General features: G+C 69.4%; 11 protein-coding genes. All 11 read left to right on the forward strand.

Features of this window, described 5'->3' with window-relative positions; translation table 11 throughout:
• Positions 1-28: 28 nt before the first annotated feature.
• Positions 29-835, forward strand: a complete 807-nt coding sequence (locus QSK21_RS25100) for an MlaE family ABC transporter permease (RefSeq protein WP_285699381.1) — start codon at positions 29-31, stop codon at positions 833-835.
• A 7-nt stretch (positions 836-842) separates the two neighbouring features.
• Positions 843-2,162, forward strand: coding sequence for an MCE family protein (locus QSK21_RS25105; protein ID WP_285699382.1), 1,320 nt, complete (start codon positions 843-845; stop codon positions 2,160-2,162).
• Positions 2,159-3,190, forward strand: a complete 1,032-nt coding sequence (locus QSK21_RS25110; RefSeq protein WP_285699384.1) for an MCE family protein — start codon at positions 2,159-2,161, stop codon at positions 3,188-3,190. The genes QSK21_RS25105 and QSK21_RS25110 overlap by 4 nt, the downstream gene beginning before the upstream one ends.
• A 39-nt stretch (positions 3,191-3,229) precedes the next feature.
• Positions 3,230-4,291, forward strand: coding sequence for an MCE family protein (locus QSK21_RS25115; RefSeq protein ID WP_285699386.1), 1,062 nt, complete (start codon positions 3,230-3,232; stop codon positions 4,289-4,291).
• 18 nt (positions 4,292-4,309) lie between these two features.
• On the forward strand, positions 4,310-5,596 hold the full coding sequence (locus QSK21_RS25120; RefSeq protein ID WP_285699389.1) for an MCE family protein: 1,287 nt from the start codon (positions 4,310-4,312) through the stop codon (positions 5,594-5,596).
• Positions 5,593-6,903, forward strand: coding sequence for an MCE family protein (locus tag QSK21_RS25125; protein WP_285699391.1), 1,311 nt, complete (start codon positions 5,593-5,595; stop codon positions 6,901-6,903). Before QSK21_RS25120 ends, QSK21_RS25125 begins: the two co-directional genes overlap by 4 nt.
• Positions 6,900-8,348: an MCE family protein gene (locus QSK21_RS25130; protein ID WP_285699393.1), complete on the forward strand. Its 1,449-nt coding sequence runs from the start codon at positions 6,900-6,902 to the stop codon at positions 8,346-8,348. Before QSK21_RS25125 ends, QSK21_RS25130 begins: the two co-directional genes overlap by 4 nt.
• A 27-nt stretch (positions 8,349-8,375) precedes the next feature.
• Complete coding sequence (locus QSK21_RS25135) at positions 8,376-8,903, forward strand: Rv1363c family protein (protein WP_285699394.1); 528 nt, start codon at positions 8,376-8,378, stop codon at positions 8,901-8,903.
• Positions 8,900-9,748: an Rv1363c family protein gene (locus tag QSK21_RS25140; RefSeq protein ID WP_285699395.1), complete on the forward strand. Its 849-nt coding sequence runs from the start codon at positions 8,900-8,902 to the stop codon at positions 9,746-9,748. Before QSK21_RS25135 ends, QSK21_RS25140 begins: the two co-directional genes overlap by 4 nt.
• A 345-nt stretch (positions 9,749-10,093) precedes the next feature.
• Complete coding sequence (rpoB, locus tag QSK21_RS25145) at positions 10,094-13,561, forward strand: DNA-directed RNA polymerase subunit beta (protein WP_285699397.1); 3,468 nt, start codon at positions 10,094-10,096, stop codon at positions 13,559-13,561.
• A gap of 20 nt (positions 13,562-13,581) precedes the next feature.
• Entirely contained in the window at positions 13,582-17,457 is a 3,876-nt protein-coding gene (locus QSK21_RS25150; RefSeq protein WP_285699398.1) for a DNA-directed RNA polymerase subunit beta', read from the forward strand.
• The last annotated feature ends 400 nt before the right edge of the window (positions 17,458-17,857 follow it).

Here is a 17,857-nt window from a genome sequence, read left to right on the forward strand (position 1 = left end):
AGGGACCGGGAGGCCGTGGTCCAGGTTGGTGAACGGTCCGCTGCAGCGGCTGGAGGACCTCGGGCACCAGTTGTCGTTCTACGCCCGCGCGTTCGCGTGGACGACACGGGTGCTGCGCCGCTACCGGACGGAGGTGCTGCGGCTGCTCGCCGAGGTCAGCCTGGGCACCGGCGGGCTCGCGGTGATCGGCGGCAGCGTCGTGATCGTCGCGTTCATGACCTTCTTCACCGGCAGCCAGGTCGGGCTCCAGGGCTACAACTCGCTGAACCAGATCGGCACCGCCGCGTTCACCGGGTTCGTGGCGTCCTACTTCAACACCCGTGAGATCGCGCCGCTGGTGTCGGCGCTGGCCCTGTCGGCGACCGTGGGCTGCGGGTTCACCGCGCAGCTCGGCGCGATGCGGATCTCCGACGAGATCGACGCGCTGGAGGTCATGGCGGTCCCGTCGATGCCGTTCCTGGTCACCACGCGGATGATCGCCGGGATGATCGCGGTGGTCCCGCTGTACATCGTGGGCCTGCTGGCGTCCTACGGGGCGACCCGGCTGATCGTGACGCTCTTCTACGGGCAGTCCACCGGGACCTACGACCACTACTTCTCGCTGTTCCTGCCGCCGTACGACATCCTCTGGTCGTTCGGCAAAGTGATCATATTCGCCCTGCTGGTCATGCTGATCCACTGCTACTACGGCTACCACGCGAGCGGCGGCCCGGCCGGGGTGGGCGTCGCGGTGGGACGGGCGGTGCGCACGAGCATCGTCGTCATCAACGTGACCGACCTGCTGCTCGGCATGGCGATCTGGGGCGCCACCACGTCCGTGCGGATCGCGGGGTGAGCACCAGATGACCCAGCGGATCCGGTACCGCCTGCTCGGCCTGTCCATGGTGCTCGTCATGGCGCTGCTGCCGGCGCTGACGGTCGCCCTGTTCAACAAGACGTTCACCCCCGTCACGAAGGTGACCGTGCGGGCCGAGCGGGCGGGCCTGCAACTGCTGCCGCGCTCGGACGTCAAGGTGCGCGGCCTGATCGTCGGGGAGGTCCGCGGCACCCGGGCGACCGCCGACGGGGCGGTCATCGAGCTGGCGCTCGACCCGGACCGGGCGAGGCTGATCCCCGGGAACGTCCAGGCGCGGCTGCTGCCCAAGACGTTGTTCGGCGAGAAGTACGTCGACCTGCACATCCCCGCGCAGGCCGCGGCGCCGGGGCTGCGCGCGGGCCAGGTGATCCAGCAGGACAGGTCGCAGACCGCGGTGGAGATCGACCGGCTGCTCACCAACCTGCTGCCGCTGCTGCGGGCCGTCCGCCCGGAGAAGCTGAACGCCACGCTGAACGCGATCGCCACCGCGCTCCAGGGGCGCGGCGACCAGATCGGGCGCAACCTGGAGCAGGCGGACGCGCTGCTGAAGAAGATCAACCCCGAGCTGGGCACGCTGGTGTACGACCTGCGCGCGCTGTCGGACGTCTCCGACATCTACGCGGCGGCGGCCCCCGACCTGCTGAACACGCTGCGGAACATCAATGTGACCAGCACGACGATCAACGCCAGGAGGGGCACCATCGAGGACATCATCCCGATGGTCACCGACCTGTCCGGCAAGGGCGACCGGTTCATGCGCGAGAACGGCCCCAAGATCATCGGGGTGAACATCGCGAACCGGGACGTGCTGGCCCTGGTGGCGCGGTACTCGCCGTCGCTGCCGTGCGTGTTCGAGGGCCTGACGAGGTACCGGCCGCTGGCCGAGGAGGCGGGCGGTGGCAAGACCCCGACGTTCAACCTGACCGTCGAGATCGTCAAGCCGCGTCCGGCGTACAAGTACCCGCTCGACCTCCCCGAGGCCAAGGACCAGCGCAACCCGCGCTGCTACGGCCTGCCGAACCCGCAGGTGCCGTTCCCCGACTACATGGCCCTGGACGGGACGCAGGACGACCTGTGGTGGCGCAACCCGCATGACCCGAACGACCAGGACCCGCACGGCACATCCGGCTCCCGCGGACGGGCCCTGTCCAGCGTCTTCGTCGATCCCGGCACGGCCATGAGCGAGCGAGAGAAGATCAGGAACATCGTGGGGCCGATGATCCGTACCCCCGCCGACCGGGTCCCGGACGTGGCCGAGCTGCTGTACGGGCCGCTGCTGCGCGGATCGGTGGTGAACCTGGGATGAGGACCACCGGCGCGGCGATCAAGCTGCTGATCTTCGTGGTGGCCACCTCGGTGGCCACCGGGGTGCTGGCGATGACCATCGGCAACGTCCGGTTCGCCGACACCCGCAGCTACAACGCGATCATCTCCGATGTGACCGGGCTGCTGGAGAACGACGACGTCCGGGTGGCGGGCGTGCGCGTCGGCCAGGTGGAGAAGATCCGGCTGCACGAGGGGAACCGGGCCAAGGTCACCTTCAGCGTCAACGCCGACGGCGTCTTCGCGGCAGGGCTGCCCTCGTCGACCCGCGTGAACGTGCGGTACCGCAACCTCATGGGGCAGCGCTACCTGGCGCTGACCGAGGGGCCCGGCGCCCCGAACGACTACCTGCGGCCCGGCGGCACGATCCCGATCAGCCAGACCCAGCCGGCGCTGGACCTCACGGTCCTGTTCAACGGGTTCCGCCCGCTGTTCACGGCGCTGGAGCCGGGCGAGGTCAACAAGCTGGCGTTCCAGATCGTGCAGACGTTGCAGGGCGAGGCCGGGACGGTCAACAGCCTGCTGGCGCACGTCGCGTCGCTGACCAACACGCTGGCCGACCGCGACCGGGTGATCGGGCAGGTGATCACCAACCTGAACCAGGTGCTGGGCACCATCGAGGCGCGGCACACCGAGGTCGACCGGATGATCACCGATCTGCGCGGCCTCGTGAGCGGGATCGCCGGCGACCGGCAGGCGATCTTCGACTCGGTGGCGGCCATCAACCAGCTCACCGGCACGACGGCGGGCCTGCTCCAGCAGGCCCGGCCCGCCATCCGCGACGACGTCGCCGGCCTGCGGGAACTCACCGAGACCCTGAACGAGAACGGCCCCGTCATCGACAAGAGCCTGAAGGCGGCCCCGGGCCGGCTGGAGGGTCTGGTCAACATCTCCTCCTACGGCTCCTGGTTCAACATGTACATCTGCGGCCTGGACGCCCAGGTGCGGCTGCCCGGCGGCCCCGTCTACCAGACCCCGTCGATCGTGAACGAGAACGCGAGGTGCAAGTAGATGAGGAGGCGGGGGCGGGCCCCCTTCAGGGGGCTGGAGATGACACGGCCCTTCAGGGAGCGCGATCCCGTTCCGATCGGCCTCACCGCGTTCGCGGTGATCGCGGTGGCGCTGCTGCTGGCGCTGAACCTGGACGGCCTCCCGCTCGTCTCCGGCGGCCGCGAGTACTCCGCCGCGTTCCGCGAGGCCGCCGGGCTCAAGAAGGACGAGGAGGTCCGCGTCGCCGGGGTCAAGGTCGGCGAGGTCACCGGCCTGGAGCTGGAGGGCGACCATGTCAGGGTCACCTTCCGCGTGGACGAGGACGTGCGGCTGGGCGAGCAGACCAGGGCCGACATCAAGATCAAGACGGTGCTCGGCGCCCACTACCTGGCGCTGGAACCGCGTGGGCGCGGCCGGCTGGAGCGCCAGATCCCGCTCGCCAACACCTCGGTGCCGTACGAGGTCGTCCCCACGATCGGCGAGCTGGCCAGGCAGCGGCTCAACAAGATCGACCACCGGGAGGTGGCGCGGTCGTTCGACGTGCTGGCCGACACCTTCCGCAACTCGCCCGAGGAGATCCGCGGGTCGCTGCAGGGCCTGCGCCGGCTGTCGGAGACCATCGCCTCGCGGGACGACGAGCTGCACGATCTGACGCAGCGCGCCGCCGACGTCTCCCAGCTACTGGCCGACCGCAACCAGGACTTCGCCAAGCTGATCAAGGACAGTGACCGGATCCTCCAGGCCGTCCAGGCCAGGCGCCAGGTGATCCACCAGCTCCTGGTGAACACCGTGGTGCTGTCCCAGCAGGTCAATGCGCTGATCAAGGAGAACGAACGGCAGTTGCGCCCGATGCTGGACAACCTGGAGAAGGTCAACCGGATCCTGCTGAAGAACCAGCGGAACCTGGACCGGATCCTGCAACTGTTCGCCCCGTACGCGCGGCAGTTCGCCGACGTGACCGGCAGCGGGCGCTGGTTCGACGCCTACATCCAGAACCTGATCCCCATTCCCGCGTCCATCCAGAACCAGCCGTCCCAGGGCGGCCAGGGTCAATCCGGCTCGCAACCCCGTGACGGGCAGCCCGGAGGCGACCGCACCAACCCGCTCCCCTTCCTCCCGTAAGCAAGCAGGCAGGTCATCGTGCGCAGCGCTAGTACCGACCCCCTGGCGGGGACCCGCCCCCGCCTCTCAGCCGCGGCTCTCCGCGCCGCGGGGGCGATCCTCGCGGTCGCCCTGCTGGCGGCGGCGCTCGTGGTGCTGACGCGGGGGCCGGAGCAGCGTCACCTCACGGCGTACTTCACCCGGGCGGTCGGCCTCTACCCGGGCGCGGACGTGCGCATCCTCGGCATCAGCGTCGGCAAGGTCACCAAGGTCACGCCCGTGGGCGACGCGGTCAAGGTCGAGTTGGAGTACGACGCCAAGTACAAGGTCCCGGCCGACGCCCAGGCCATGCTGGTGAACCAGACGGTCGTGGCAGACCGGTTCATCCAGCTCGCCCCCGTCTACAAGGGCGGGCCGGTGATGCCGGACGGCTACACGCTGGCCGTCAGCCGTACCCAGGTGCCGGTCGAGGTCGACGAGATCGGCAAGGGGCTGAACGACCTGAGCACGGCGCTGGGCCCCGAGGGCGCCAACCAGAACGGCGCGCTGTCGAGGCTGCTCCAGGTCGGCGCGAACACCCTGCAAGGCCAGGGAACCGATATCCGGCAGACGATCGACGACACGTCCCGGATGCTGAGCACGCTCAGCGCCGACCGCGAGGACGTGGCCACGACGATCCGCAACCTGCGGATCATCACGGCCACGCTGCGCGCCAACGACCAGCAGATCCGGCAGTTCAACGGCCGGCTGAACGGGGTCTCCGGGCAGCTCGCGGCGGAGAAGGAGGAGCTGAGCGCGGCGCTGAACACCCTCGCGCCGACGCTGCGCGCCGTGCAGCGGTTCGTCAAGGAGAACCGGGGGCGGCTGGCCGTGGACGTCCGGCAGCTCGCCCAGCTCACCGGGATCCTGGTGAAGGAGAAGGACGCGTTCGCCGAGCTGCTCGTCCAGGGGCCGCTGGCCGTCACCAACCTGGCGCGGGCCTACGACCCGATCAGCGGCACCATCCACAGCCGCGCCGACCTGCGCCAGTTCCACGACCTGGCCGACTGGATCTGCTCGCTGGCGCACTCGGTGGGCGCGCCGCCGCAGCAGTGCCTGAACTTCCTGCAACCGGTCAACGGGATCGGCAAGGTGCTCACGTCCCTCACCCTCGACCTGTCCTGGATCACCGCGCTGACCACGCACTACGACCCCGAGCCGATCCCGCCGGACGCCTACGGCCCCAAGGGCCGCGGAGGCGGCCAGGACCGGCCGTCCCAGCCCCAGGCCCAGCAGGGCGGGGCGAGGGACATCCGGGCCCTGCTGCCGGGAGGTGGTGGCCGATGAGGCGGCTCGCACGGCTGGGGATCGCGGCGCTGGCCTGCGCGACCGCGCTGTCGGGCTGCGGGTTCCGGGGCGTGGACTCGCTGCCGCTGCCCGGCGGCCCCGATCTCGGCGACGACCCCAGGACGGTGCGGATCGAGTTCGCCAACGTGCTGGACCTGGTGCCGCAGTCGGTGGTCAAGGTCAACGACGTCTCGGTCGGCAAGGTCGAGAAGATCGACCTGGCCGGCGGGCAGGGCGGCTGGCGGGCCGTGGTGACCGTCAAGCTGCGCCGCGACACCCGGCTGCCCGACAACGCCGTCGCGACCATCGGGCAGACCAGCCTGCTGGGCGAGAAGTTCGTGTCGCTGTCCAACCCGCCGCAGGGCGAGACGCCGCGGGGCGAGCTGAACACCGGCGACCTGATCCCGCTCTCGCGGACGATGCGGTACCGGCCCGCCGACATCGAAGAGGTGCTGTCGGCGATGTCGATGCTGCTGAACGGCGGCGGCCTGGAGCAGATCTCCACGATCACCCGCGAGCTCAACACCGCGATGGACGGCCGCACGTCCACGATCAAGTCGGTGCTGCACCAGGTGGACACGTTCGTGGGCACCCTGGACCGCAACCGCGCCGACATCACCCGGGCGATCGACAGCATCGACCGGCTGACCGGCAAGCTGGCGGCCGAGCGGCGCACCATCGCCGACACCGTCGACAAGACCGGCCCGGCGCTGGCCGTCCTGAACCGCAACCGGGCCGACCTGACCAAGATGCTGGTGGCGCTGGACAAGCTGTCCCGCACCACCACGGACGTGATCAAGCGGTCGCAGGCCGACCTGCTGGCCAACCTCCGGGAGCTGGACACCATCCTGCGCAACCTCAACAAGGCCGGCGCGGACCTGCCCAGGAACCTCGGCGCCCTGATCACCTGGCCGTTCCCCGAGACCTTCGACAACGCGGTCAAGGGCGACTACGGCAACGTGCGGCTCACCCTCGACCTGGACCTGCAGAACATCGCGCAGAACCTGTTCGGCGGCACCGAGCTGGAGGGGCTGCTCGGCGGCGGGCAGCGGATGCGCAACATGCTCACGGTCCCGAACGTGACGCTGCCGGAGACCCCGCTGGGCGTGCTGCCCGAGATCCCCGGCGGCGCCGCTCCGGGCGGCGGGCTGCCCGGCCTCCCGGGCGCGGGCGACGGCGGGCTCCCCGGGCTCGGCGACGTGGTCCCGTCCACGGGCGGCGGAAACGGGGGCGCCCGGCCGCGCTCGCTGGGCCCCGAGCCCGGCCGGGCCGACCTGCGGACCCTGATGATGGGGGGCCTGTCGTGATCCTCAAGTTCGGCGTCAAGCTCCAGCTGATCGCGTTCGCGGTCATCACGGTCATCGGCGTCACGATCGTCTCGGTCAACTACATCGGCGTGGGGCGCGACCTGCTGGGCCGCGAGTACACCGCCTACGTCGACCTCACCGACTCCGGCGGCGTGTTCACCAACGCCGAGGTCACCTACCGTGGCGTCCCGGTCGGGCGGGTCGGCCCGATCCAGCTCACCAAGGACGGCATCAGGGTCAGGCTGCGGCTCGAACGCGGCCGGCGGATCCCGCGCGAGGGCACGACCGCCGTGGTGGCCAACCGGTCCGCGGTGGGCGAGCAGTACATCGACCTGCAACCGAGCAGATCCGAAGGCCCGTATCTGGACGAGGGCGAGCCGTACACCATCCCGCGGCACATGACCCGGCTCCCCGTCCCCACCGCCGACCTGCTGCGCAACGTCGACAAGCTGGTGTCGTCGGTGAACCCGAGGGACGTCGGGACGCTGGTGGACGAGCTGGACAAGGCGTTCTCCGGTTCGGCCTCCGACCTTCAGGCGATCCTGGACGACACCGACCGGCTCCTCCGGACCGCCGACCGCTCCTACCCCGACACCAAGCGGCTACTGGACGACGGCGCGGTCGTCCTGAACACCCAGCGCTCGCATGGCGCCGACATCGCGGGCTTCGCGCGGAACCTGAACGAGCTGACCACCCAGTTGCGCAAGGACGACCCGGCGCTGCGCGGCACCCTCGACGCCACTCCCGGCGCGGTCGTCCAGGTGGACAAGGCGATCGACGACCTGGCGCCCGCGCTGCCGGTGCTGCTGGCCAACATGACCACGACCGGGCAGATCATCACGTCCCGGCAGGCGGGGCTGCGGTCGCTGTTCATCCTGTACCCGCTCACGCTGGGCGGCGCGTTCACCGTGAACCCCGGCGACGGCACCCAGCATCTCGGCCTCGCGCTCAACATCGACGAGCCGCCCCCGTGCGAGTCCGGCTACAAGCAGGTGCCCAGGCGCTGGCCGACCGACACCTCCGCGCGTAAGCCACGCCTGGACGCGGGCTGTAAGCTGCCGCGGAACTCCGAGACCGCCGTCCGCGGGTCCCGGAACTGGCCGCGGGACGCCGTCCAGCCGCCGCCGTGGGTGCCGCCGGGAGCCACCGACGGGGCGGGCTTCCCGCCGGGCGGCTCCACCGGCGATTTCGGGGACGGCGCGCGGGACGGCTCCAAGGACGACGCCAAGGCGGCCGAGGAGCGGCGGCCCGAGGCCGAGCCCGGCAACACCCTCTATGTGCCGCTTTCATCACAGACGGTGCAGATAGCCGGATACGATCCTTCGACCGGTGTCGTGTACGGGCCGGACGGCAAGCGCTACGGGCTCGGCTACTCCGGCGGCCAGCAGCGGCTGCTGGGCGACGCCTCGTGGAAGATGCTGCTGCTCGGGCCGCTGACCCGATGACGTGAATCCGACTGAGGAGACGACGCGATGAAGTACGGCGCGACCGACGCGGTCGACGCCGCGTCGCGGGGCCGTGGTGACGGCGTCACCGCGATCGTCCTGGGCGTGATCGCCGTGGTGCTCGCCACGGCGGTGGCGACGTACGGCTACACCCAGTGGTGGAAGCCCAGGGAGCTGGACAGGCAGCGGGCCGCGGCCACGCAGGCGGCCCGGCAGACCGCCGTCAACCTGGCCAGCCTGGACTACCGTGAGGTGCAGAAGGGCATCGACCGGGTGCTGGCCGGGATGACCGGCGACGTGAAGAACCAGTGGGCGACCCAGGCCAAGGTCATCAGCGACACCGCGACCAGGACCAAGTCGGTCTCGCAGGTCCAGCAGGTCCGCGCCGGGGTGATCTCGATGGACGGCGACTCCGCCGAGGTGATGGTGGCGGTCAACGCGACCACCACGAGTCCGACGGTGAAGCAGGGCGCGCCGCGCTACTACCGCTTCGAGATGACGCTCACCCGGGTCGGCGACCGCTGGCTCGTCTCCAAGATGGGGATGGTCCCATGACGAAGACAGGAGCGGGCCAGGCCGAGGACAGGGCCAGGAAGGCGGCGGAGGCCCGCGAGCGGGCCGCCGAGGCCGCCAGGAGGGCGAGGGAGGCCGAGGCGGAGGCGGCGGCCGCGCTCCGCGAGGCCGAGGAGGCCGAGGCGGCGGCTAAAGCGGAGGCCGAGGCGGCGACCGCAGCGGAGGAGGCCGAGGCAGAGGCCGAGGAGATCGAGGGATCCGAGGAGGCCGCCGAGTCCGCCGAGTCCAAGGCCGATCTCACGAAGACGACCACCGAGGACGACGCCGAGGACGACGCCGAGGAAACCGCCAAGCACGAAGAAGACGACGACGAGGGCAAGCCGGCGGGTCGCAGGCGGCGGCGGTGGCTTCCCCCGCTGGGGACGCGGTCCTACGTGCTGATCGCGGTGAATCTCGCCCTGGCCGGGGCGCTGGGGTGGCTGGTCGTGGCCGTGCAGGGGCTCAAGGCGGATGAGCGGGCCGTCCAGCAGGTCACGTTCGCCGCCAAACAGGCCGCCGAGGATCTGTCGTCCTACGACTACCGGACGATCGACGCCGACCTGAAGCGGGCGTCCGATCACACCACGGGCGACTTCCGGAACGACTTCACCCGGATGACCGCCACGGTGAAGCCGTCGGCGCTCCAGCAGAAGGCGGTCGTGGAGGGCACGGCGGTCCGGACGTCGGTGGAGAGCGTGGACGGCCGCAAGGCGATCGCGCTGGTCTACCTGAACCAGGCGACGGCCAAGGCCGCCACCGCCGAGCGCACCCCCAGCCAGTACACGTTGCGCCTGGTCATGACCAAGGTGGGCGACCGGTGGCTGGTCTCGCAACTCCAGATGATGTGATGCCGCGGCCGGGGCCGTCCGGCGCGCCCCTGCCGAGGGTGGCCTCGCGGATCCTAAACTATGGCCTTCCTCACTGCAGGTCAGCGCCCGAAAAGTCCGGGCTCGCTCTTGACTCTGCGGCGTTCAGAAGCGATGCTCCATGGCAACTGTGATGCATACTGCGGCGCTAGAGTTGCAAGCAGTGTGGTGGTCGGCTACACTGCCCCTTTGCGCTGCCCTCTGACTATCCTCGTGTGAGAGCCTATTGTCCTGCCCCGGTTCGGGGCACTTCATCCCGCCTCTCGCACCTGGATCGTCTGGCGTGCGTGCCGTCAGTTACGCCGCGAGCCCTCGGAAGGACCACTCTTGGCAGCCTCGCGCAACGCCTCGAATACCGCAACCGGTCCGAACCGCGTCTCCTTCGCGCGCATCAAGGAGCCGCTCGAAGTCCCGGACCTCCTTGCGCTGCAGACCAACTCCTTTGACTGGCTGCTGGGCAACGAGAGGTGGAAGGCCCGGGTCGAGGCGGCCCAGAAGGCCGGAAGTAAGAGCGTCCCGACCCAGTCGGGTCTCGAAGAGATCTTTGAGGAGATCAGTCCCATCGAGGACTTCTCCGGAACCATGTCCCTGTCGTTCCGCGACCACCGCTTCGAGCCGCCCAAGTACTCCGTCGAGGAGTGCAAGGACAAGGACATGACCTACTCCGCCCCGATGTTCGTCACGGCGGAGTTCATCAACAACACCACCGGTGAGATCAAGAGCCAGACGGTGTTCATGGGCGACTTCCCGCTCATGACCCCCAAGGGCACCTTCATCATCAACGGCACCGAGCGGGTGGTCGTCTCCCAGCTTGTCCGCTCGCCCGGTGTGTACTTCGACCGCGCCCTGGACAAGGCGTCGGACAAGGACATCTACGGTTGCAAGGTCATCCCGAGCCGCGGCGCCTGGCTGGAGTTCGAGATCGACAAGCGCGACAACGTCGGTGTCCGCATCGACCGCAAGCGCAAGCAGCCGGTCACCGTGCTCCTCAAGGCGCTCGGCTGGACCGAGGACCGCATCCGCGAGCGGTTCGGCGCCTACGAGTCGATCAACGTCACGCTGGAGAAGGACCACACCTCCGGCCAGGACGACGCGCTGCTGGACATCTACCGCAAGCTGCGTCCGGGCGAGCCGCCGACCAAGGAGTCGGCGCAGACCCTGCTGGAGAACCTGTACTTCAACCCCAAGCGGTACGACCTGGCCAAGGTCGGCCGGTACAAGGTCAACAAGAAGCTCGGCCTCGACCTGGACATGAACCAGGGCACGCTGACCGAGGACGACATCGTCGCCACCGTCGAGTACCTCGTCCGCCTGCACGCGGGTGAGGAGGAGGGCACGGTGGGCACCGCCCAGGTGCCGATCGAGGTCGACGACATCGACCACTTCGGCAACCGGCGGCTGCGCACGGTCGGCGAGCTGATCCAGAACCAGGTCCGGCTGGGCCTGGCCAGGATGGAGCGCGTCGTCCGCGAGCGGATGACCACCCAGGACGTCGAGGCGATCACGCCGCAGACCCTGATCAACATCCGTCCGGTCGTGGCCTCCATCAAGGAGTTCTTCGGCACCAGCCAGCTGTCGCAGTTCATGGACCAGACCAACCCGCTGGCCGGGCTGACCCACAAGCGGCGCCTGAACGCGCTGGGCCCGGGCGGTCTGTCCCGTGAGCGGGCGGGCATGGAGGTCCGCGACGTCCACCCGTCCCACTACGGCCGGATGTGCCCGATCGAGACCCCCGAGGGCCCGAACATCGGCCTGATCGGCTCGCTGGCGGCGTTCGGCCGGGTCAACCCGTTCGGCTTCGTCGAGACGCCGTACCGCAAGGTCGTCGACGGCGTGGTCACCGACCAGATCGACTACCTGACCGCCGACGAGGAGGACCGGTACGTCATCGCGCAGGCCAACACGGCCCTGGCCGAGGACGGCTCGTTCGCCGACGACCGCGTTCTGATCCGCAAGAAGGGCGGCGAGGTCGAGCTGGTGGGCCCGCGCGAGGTCCAGTACATGGACGTCTCGGCGCGGCAGATGACCTCGGTCGCCACCGCGATGATCCCGTTCCTGGAGCACGACGACGCCAACCGGGCGCTGATGGGCTCCAACATGCAGCGCCAGTCCGTCCCGCTGCTGCGCAGCGAGGCGCCGCTGGTGGGCACCGGCATGGAGTACCGCGCCGCGGTCGACGCCGGCGACGTGATCGTCGCGGAGAAGGCCGGCGTGGTCGAGGAGGTCTCGGCCGACTACGTGACCGTGATGAACGACGACGGCACCCGCACCACCTACCGGGTCGCCAAGTTCAAGCGGTCCAACCAGGGCACCTGCTTCAACCAGAAGCCCATCGTGGACGAGGGGCAGCGGGTCGAGGTGGGCCAGGTCATCGCCGACGGCCCGTGCACCGACCAGGGCGAGATGGCGCTCGGCAAGAACCTGCTCGTGGCGTTCATGCCGTGGGAGGGCCACAACTACGAGGACGCCATCATCCTGTCCCAGCGGCTGGTGCAGGACGACGTCCTGTCCTCGATCCACATCGAGGAGCACGAGGTCGACGCCCGCGACACCAAGCTGGGCCCCGAGGAGATCACCCGGGACATCCCGAACGTCTCCGAGGAGGTGCTGGCCGACCTCGACGAGCGCGGCATCATCCGGATCGGCGCCGACGTCGTCCCCGGCGACATCCTGGTCGGCAAGGTCACCCCGAAGGGCGAGACCGAGCTGACCCCGGAGGAGCGGCTGCTGCGCGCGATCTTCGGTGAGAAGGCCCGCGAGGTCCGCGACACCTCGCTGAAGGTGCCGCACGGCGAGCAGGGCAAGGTCATCGGCGTCCGGGTGTTCTCCCGGGACGAGGGCGACGAGCTGCCGCCCGGCGTGAACGAGCTGGTCCGGGTGTACGTGGCGCAGAAGCGCAAGATCACCGACGGGGACAAGCTGGCGGGCCGGCACGGCAACAAGGGCGTCATCTCCAAGGTGCTGCCGGTCGAGGACATGCCGTTCCTGGAGGACGGCACCCCGGTCGACATCGTCCTGAACCCGCTGGGCGTGCCCGGCCGGATGAACGTCGGCCAGGTCCTGGAGACCCACCTCGGCTGGGTGGCCAGCCGCGGCTGGAAGGTCGAGGGCGACGACGCGGAGTGGAAGCGCGCGCTGCGCGCCATCGGCGCCGACGAGGCACCGCCGTGGACCAAGACCGCCACCCCGGTGTTCGACGGCGCCCGCGAGGACGACGTCACCGGCCTGATCGCCAGCACCCTGCCCAACCGGGACGGCGACCGCCTGGTCGGCCCCGGTGGCAAGGCCAAGCTGTTCGACGGGCGCACCGGCGAGCCGTACAAGGACCCGATCTCGGTCGGCTACATCTACATCCTCAAGCTGCTCCACCTGGTCGACGACAAGATCCACGCTCGCTCGACCGGCCCGTACTCCATGATCACCCAGCAGCCGCTCGGGGGTAAGGCCCAGTTCGGTGGGCAGCGGTTCGGTGAGATGGAGGTGTGGGCGCTGGAGGCGTACGGCGCCGCCTACGCGCTCCAGGAGCTGCTGACCATCAAGTCCGACGACGTGCTCGGCCGAGTGAAGGTGTACGAGGCCATCGTCAAGGGCGAGAACATTCCCGAGCCCGGCATTCCCGAGTCCTTCAAGGTGCTCATCAAGGAGATGCAGTCGCTGTGCCTGAACGTCGAGGTGCTCTCCAGCGACGGCATGTCCATCGAGATGCGCGACACCGACGAGGACGTCTTCCGCGCCGCGGAGGAGCTCGGCATCGACCTGTCCCGGCGTGAGCCGAGCAGTGTCGAAGAGGTCTGATCAACTCAAGGGGAAAACAGTTGCTTGACGTCAACTTCTTCGACGAGCTTCGCATCGGTCTGGCGACCGCCGACGACATCCGCCAGTGGTCGCACGGCGAGGTGAAGAAGCCGGAGACGATCAACTACCGGACCCTCAAGCCGGAGAAGGACGGGCTCTTCTGCGAGAAGATCTTCGGCCCCACCCGGGACTGGGAGTGTTACTGCGGCAAGTACAAGCGCGTCCGCTTCAAGGGCATCATCTGCGAGCGCTGCGGTGTCGAGGTGACGCGCGCCAAGGTGCGGCGTGAGCGGATGGGCCACATCGAGCTGGCCGCCCCGGTCACCCACATCTGGTACTTCAAGGGGGTCCCCTCCAGGCTCGGCTACCTGCTGGACCTGGCGCCCAAGGACCTCGAGAAGATCATTTACTTCGCCGCGTACATGATCACCAGCGTGGACGCGGAGCGGCGCGACCGCGACCTGCCCACGCTGGAGGCGCACATCTCGGTGGAGCGCCAGCAGATCGAGCAGGCCCGCGACGCCCAGGTCGAGGCCCGCCAGCAGAAGCTGGAGGCCGACCTGGCGGAGCTGGAGGAGGCCGGCGCCAAGGCCGACCAGAAGCGCAAGATCAGGGACGGCGCGGAGCGCGAGATGAAGCAGCTCCGCGACCGCGCCCAGCGCGAGCTGGACCGGCTGGAGGAGGTCTGGACCCGGTTCAAGAACCTCAAGGTCCAGGACCTGGAGGGCGACGAGCTCCTCTACCGCGAGATGCGGGACCGCTTCGGTAAGTACTTCGAGGGCGGCATGGGCGCCGCGGCCATCCAGGCGCGGCTCCAGAATTTCGACCTGGAGGCCGAGGCGGAGAAGCTCCGCGAGACCATCCGCACCGGCAAGGGCCAGAAGAAGGCCCGCGCCCTCAAGCGGCTCAAGGTCGTGTCGGCGTTCCTCAACACCCGCAACAGCCCGCTGGGCATGGTGCTGGACTGCATCCCGGTGATCCCGCCGGACCTGCGTCCGATGGTGCAGCTCGACGGTGGCCGCTTCGCGACCTCCGACCTGAACGACCTGTACCGCCGGGTGATCAACCGGAACAACCGGCTGAAGAGGCTGCTCGACCTGGGCGCGCCCGAGATCATCGTCAACAACGAGAAGCGGATGCTGCAGGAGGCCGTCGACGCGCTGTTCGACAACGGCCGCCGTGGCCGCCCGGTCACCGGGCCGGGCAACCGTCCGCTGAAGTCGCTGTCGGACATGCTCAAGGGCAAGCAGGGCCGGTTCCGCCAGAACCTGCTGGGCAAGCGCGTCGACTACTCCGGCCGTTCGGTCATCGTGGTCGGCCCGCAGCTCAAGCTGCACCAGTGCGGCCTGCCCAAGCAGATGGCGCTGGAGCTGTTCAAGCCGTTCGTGATGAAGCGGCTGGTCGACCTCAACCACGCGCAGAACATCAAGTCCGCCAAGCGGATGGTCGAGCGCGCCCGCCCGGTGGTGTGGGACGTGCTGGAAGAGGTCATCACCGAGCACCCGGTGCTGCTGAACCGCGCGCCGACCCTGCACCGCCTCGGCATCCAGGCGTTCGAGCCGCAGCTGGTCGAGGGCAAGGCCATCCAGATCCACCCGCTGGTCTGCACCGCGTTCAACGCCGACTTCGACGGCGACCAGATGGCGGTGCACCTGCCGCTGTCGGCGGAGGCGCAGGCCGAGGCGCGGATCCTGATGCTGTCGACCAACAACATCCTCAAGCCGTCGGACGGCAAGCCGGTCACGATGCCCACGCAGGACATGGTCATCGGGCTGTACTGGCTGACCACGGAGAAGGAGGGCGCGGACGGCGAGGGCCGTGCGTTCGGCTCGGTCGCCGAGGCCATCATGGCCTACGACCGTGGCGAGCTCGACCTCCAGGCCAGGATCCACGTGCGGCTCAAGGACGTCCCGCCGCCGCGCGACTGGACCGCCCCCGAGGGGTACGAGCCGGGACAGCCGTACCGGCTGGAGACCACGCTGGGTCGGGCGCTGTTCAACGAGACGCTGCCGGACGACTTCCCGTTCGTGAACTACGAGGTCGGCAAGAAGCAGCTGTCGGCGATCGTGAACGAGCTGGCCGAGAGCTACCCCAAGGTGGAGGTCGCCAACGCGCTGGACGCGCTGAAGAGCACCGGTTTCCACTGGGCCACCAGGTCCGGGGTCACCATCTCCATCGAGGACGTCGTCGTCCCGCCGAACAAGGCCGAGATCCTGGCCGACTACGAGCGCCGCGCCGACAAGGTGCAGCGCGAGTTCAACCGGGGCCTGATCACCGATGAGGAGCGCAAGCAGGAGCTCATCGAGATCTGGAACAAGGCCACGGTGGACGTCGCGGTCGACATGGAGAAGGCGTTCCCGCGGACCAACCCGGTCTGGATGATGGTGAACTCCGGCGCCCGCGGCAACCCGCTCCAGGTCCGGCAGATCGCCGGCATGCGCGGCCTGGTGTCCAACCCGAAGGGCGAGACGATCCCGCGTCCGATCAAGTCCTCGTTCCGCGAGGGCCTGTCGGTCGTCGAGTACTTCATCTCGACCCACGGCGCCCGCAAGGGCCTGGCCGACACCGCGCTGCGCACCGCCGACTCCGGCTACCTGACCCGGCGCCTGGTGGACGTGGCGCAGGATGTCATCGTCCGCGAGGAGGACTGCGGTACCGACCGCACCATCCCGTTCCGGGTGGCCGACCGGGACGAGGCGACCGGCAAGCTGGTCAAGCCGGTCACCTCGGAGACCAGCCTGGTGGGCCGCACCATCGCCGAGGACGTCGTGGTCGACGGCACGGTCATCGTTCCGGCCGACACCGACCTGTCGGACTCGGTGGTGTCGCGCCTGGTCGAGGCCGGTGTCGAGGAGGTGCGCACCCGCAGCGCCCTGGTCTGTGAGGCCAAGATCGGTGTCTGCGCCGCCTGCTACGGCCGTTCGCTGGCCACCGGTAAGCGGGTGGACGTCGGTGAGGCCGTCGGCATCATCGCCGCGCAGTCCATCGGCGAGCCCGGCACCCAGCTGACCATGCGGACCTTCCACACTGGCGGTGTGGCCGGCGGTGACATCACCCACGGCCTGCCGCGTGTGCAGGAGCTGTTCGAGGCCCGCATCCCCAAGGGCGTGGCCCCGATCAGCGAGGTGGCCGGCCGGGTCAAGATCGACGAGACGGAGAAGACCCGCAAGGTCGTCATCGTCCCGGACGACGGCTCGGACGAGATCGCCTACCAGGTCCCGATGCGGTCGCGCCTGCTGGTGAAGGAGGGTGAGCGGGTCGCGGTCGGCCAGCAGCTCATCGCGGGTGCCATCAACCCGCACGAGGTGCTGCGCATCCTCGGCCCCCGCGCGGTGCAGCTGCACCTCGTCCAGGAGGTCCAGGAGGTCTACCGGTCGCAGGGCGTGTCGATCCACGACAAGCACATCGAGATCATCGTCCGCCAGATGCTGAAGCGGGTGAACATCCTCGAGTCGGGCGACACCGAGCTGCTGCCGGGCGACCTGGTCGAGCGTCCCCTCTTCGAGGAGACCAACCGCAACGTGGTCGCCGAGGGCGGGGTGCCCGCCGCGGGCCGTCCGGTCCTGATGGGCATCACCAAGGCGTCGCTGGCCACCGAGTCCTGGCTGTCCGCCGCCTCCTTCCAGGAGACGACGCGGGTGCTGACCGAGGCGGCCATGCACGCCAAGAGCGACCCGCTGCTGGGTCTCAAGGAGAACGTCATCATCGGCAAGCTCATCCCGGCCGGTACGGGCATGCCCCAGTACCGCAACGTCCGGGTCGAGCCCACCGAGGAGGCGAAGGCCGCGGTGTACTCGGTCGGGTCCTACGACGACGGCGCCGAGTACGCCTTCGGCCAGGGCTCCGGCGAGGCCGTCCCCCTGGAGGAGTACGACTTCGGCCAGTACAACCGCTGACCGCATATCCGAGGGCACACAGAGAGGCCCCTCCCGCCCAAGGCGGGAGGGGCCTCCCCACGCTCAGCCCCGCGCCACCTCAGGCAGACCCGTGCCAGACGCACACCCCGTAGAGTCAGCTCGTATCCCCGCTGCACGTAGGGCAGGCGACCTCAACGATTCGGGTAGGCACACCGCCGCGAACGTCTCCGCCAAGACCGAGCACCCGCCCGGTGCCGAAGCAACGCGTGCAACCCGGAATGCCCTGGCCACCAGGGTGATCCCACGCTGAAGTGAGCTTCCCCCCGTTCACCGGACACCTGTCCTGAGGTCACCGGCGATCATCAGGAAGGATGTTCGTCATGCCGTCACCACACCCGCCCGAGTTCCGGCGCCGCGCGGTCGAGCTGGCCCGCCAAGG

Source organism: Actinomadura sp. NBRC 104412 (genome assembly GCF_030269515.1).
GTDB lineage: Bacteria > Actinomycetota > Actinomycetes > Streptosporangiales > Streptosporangiaceae > Spirillospora.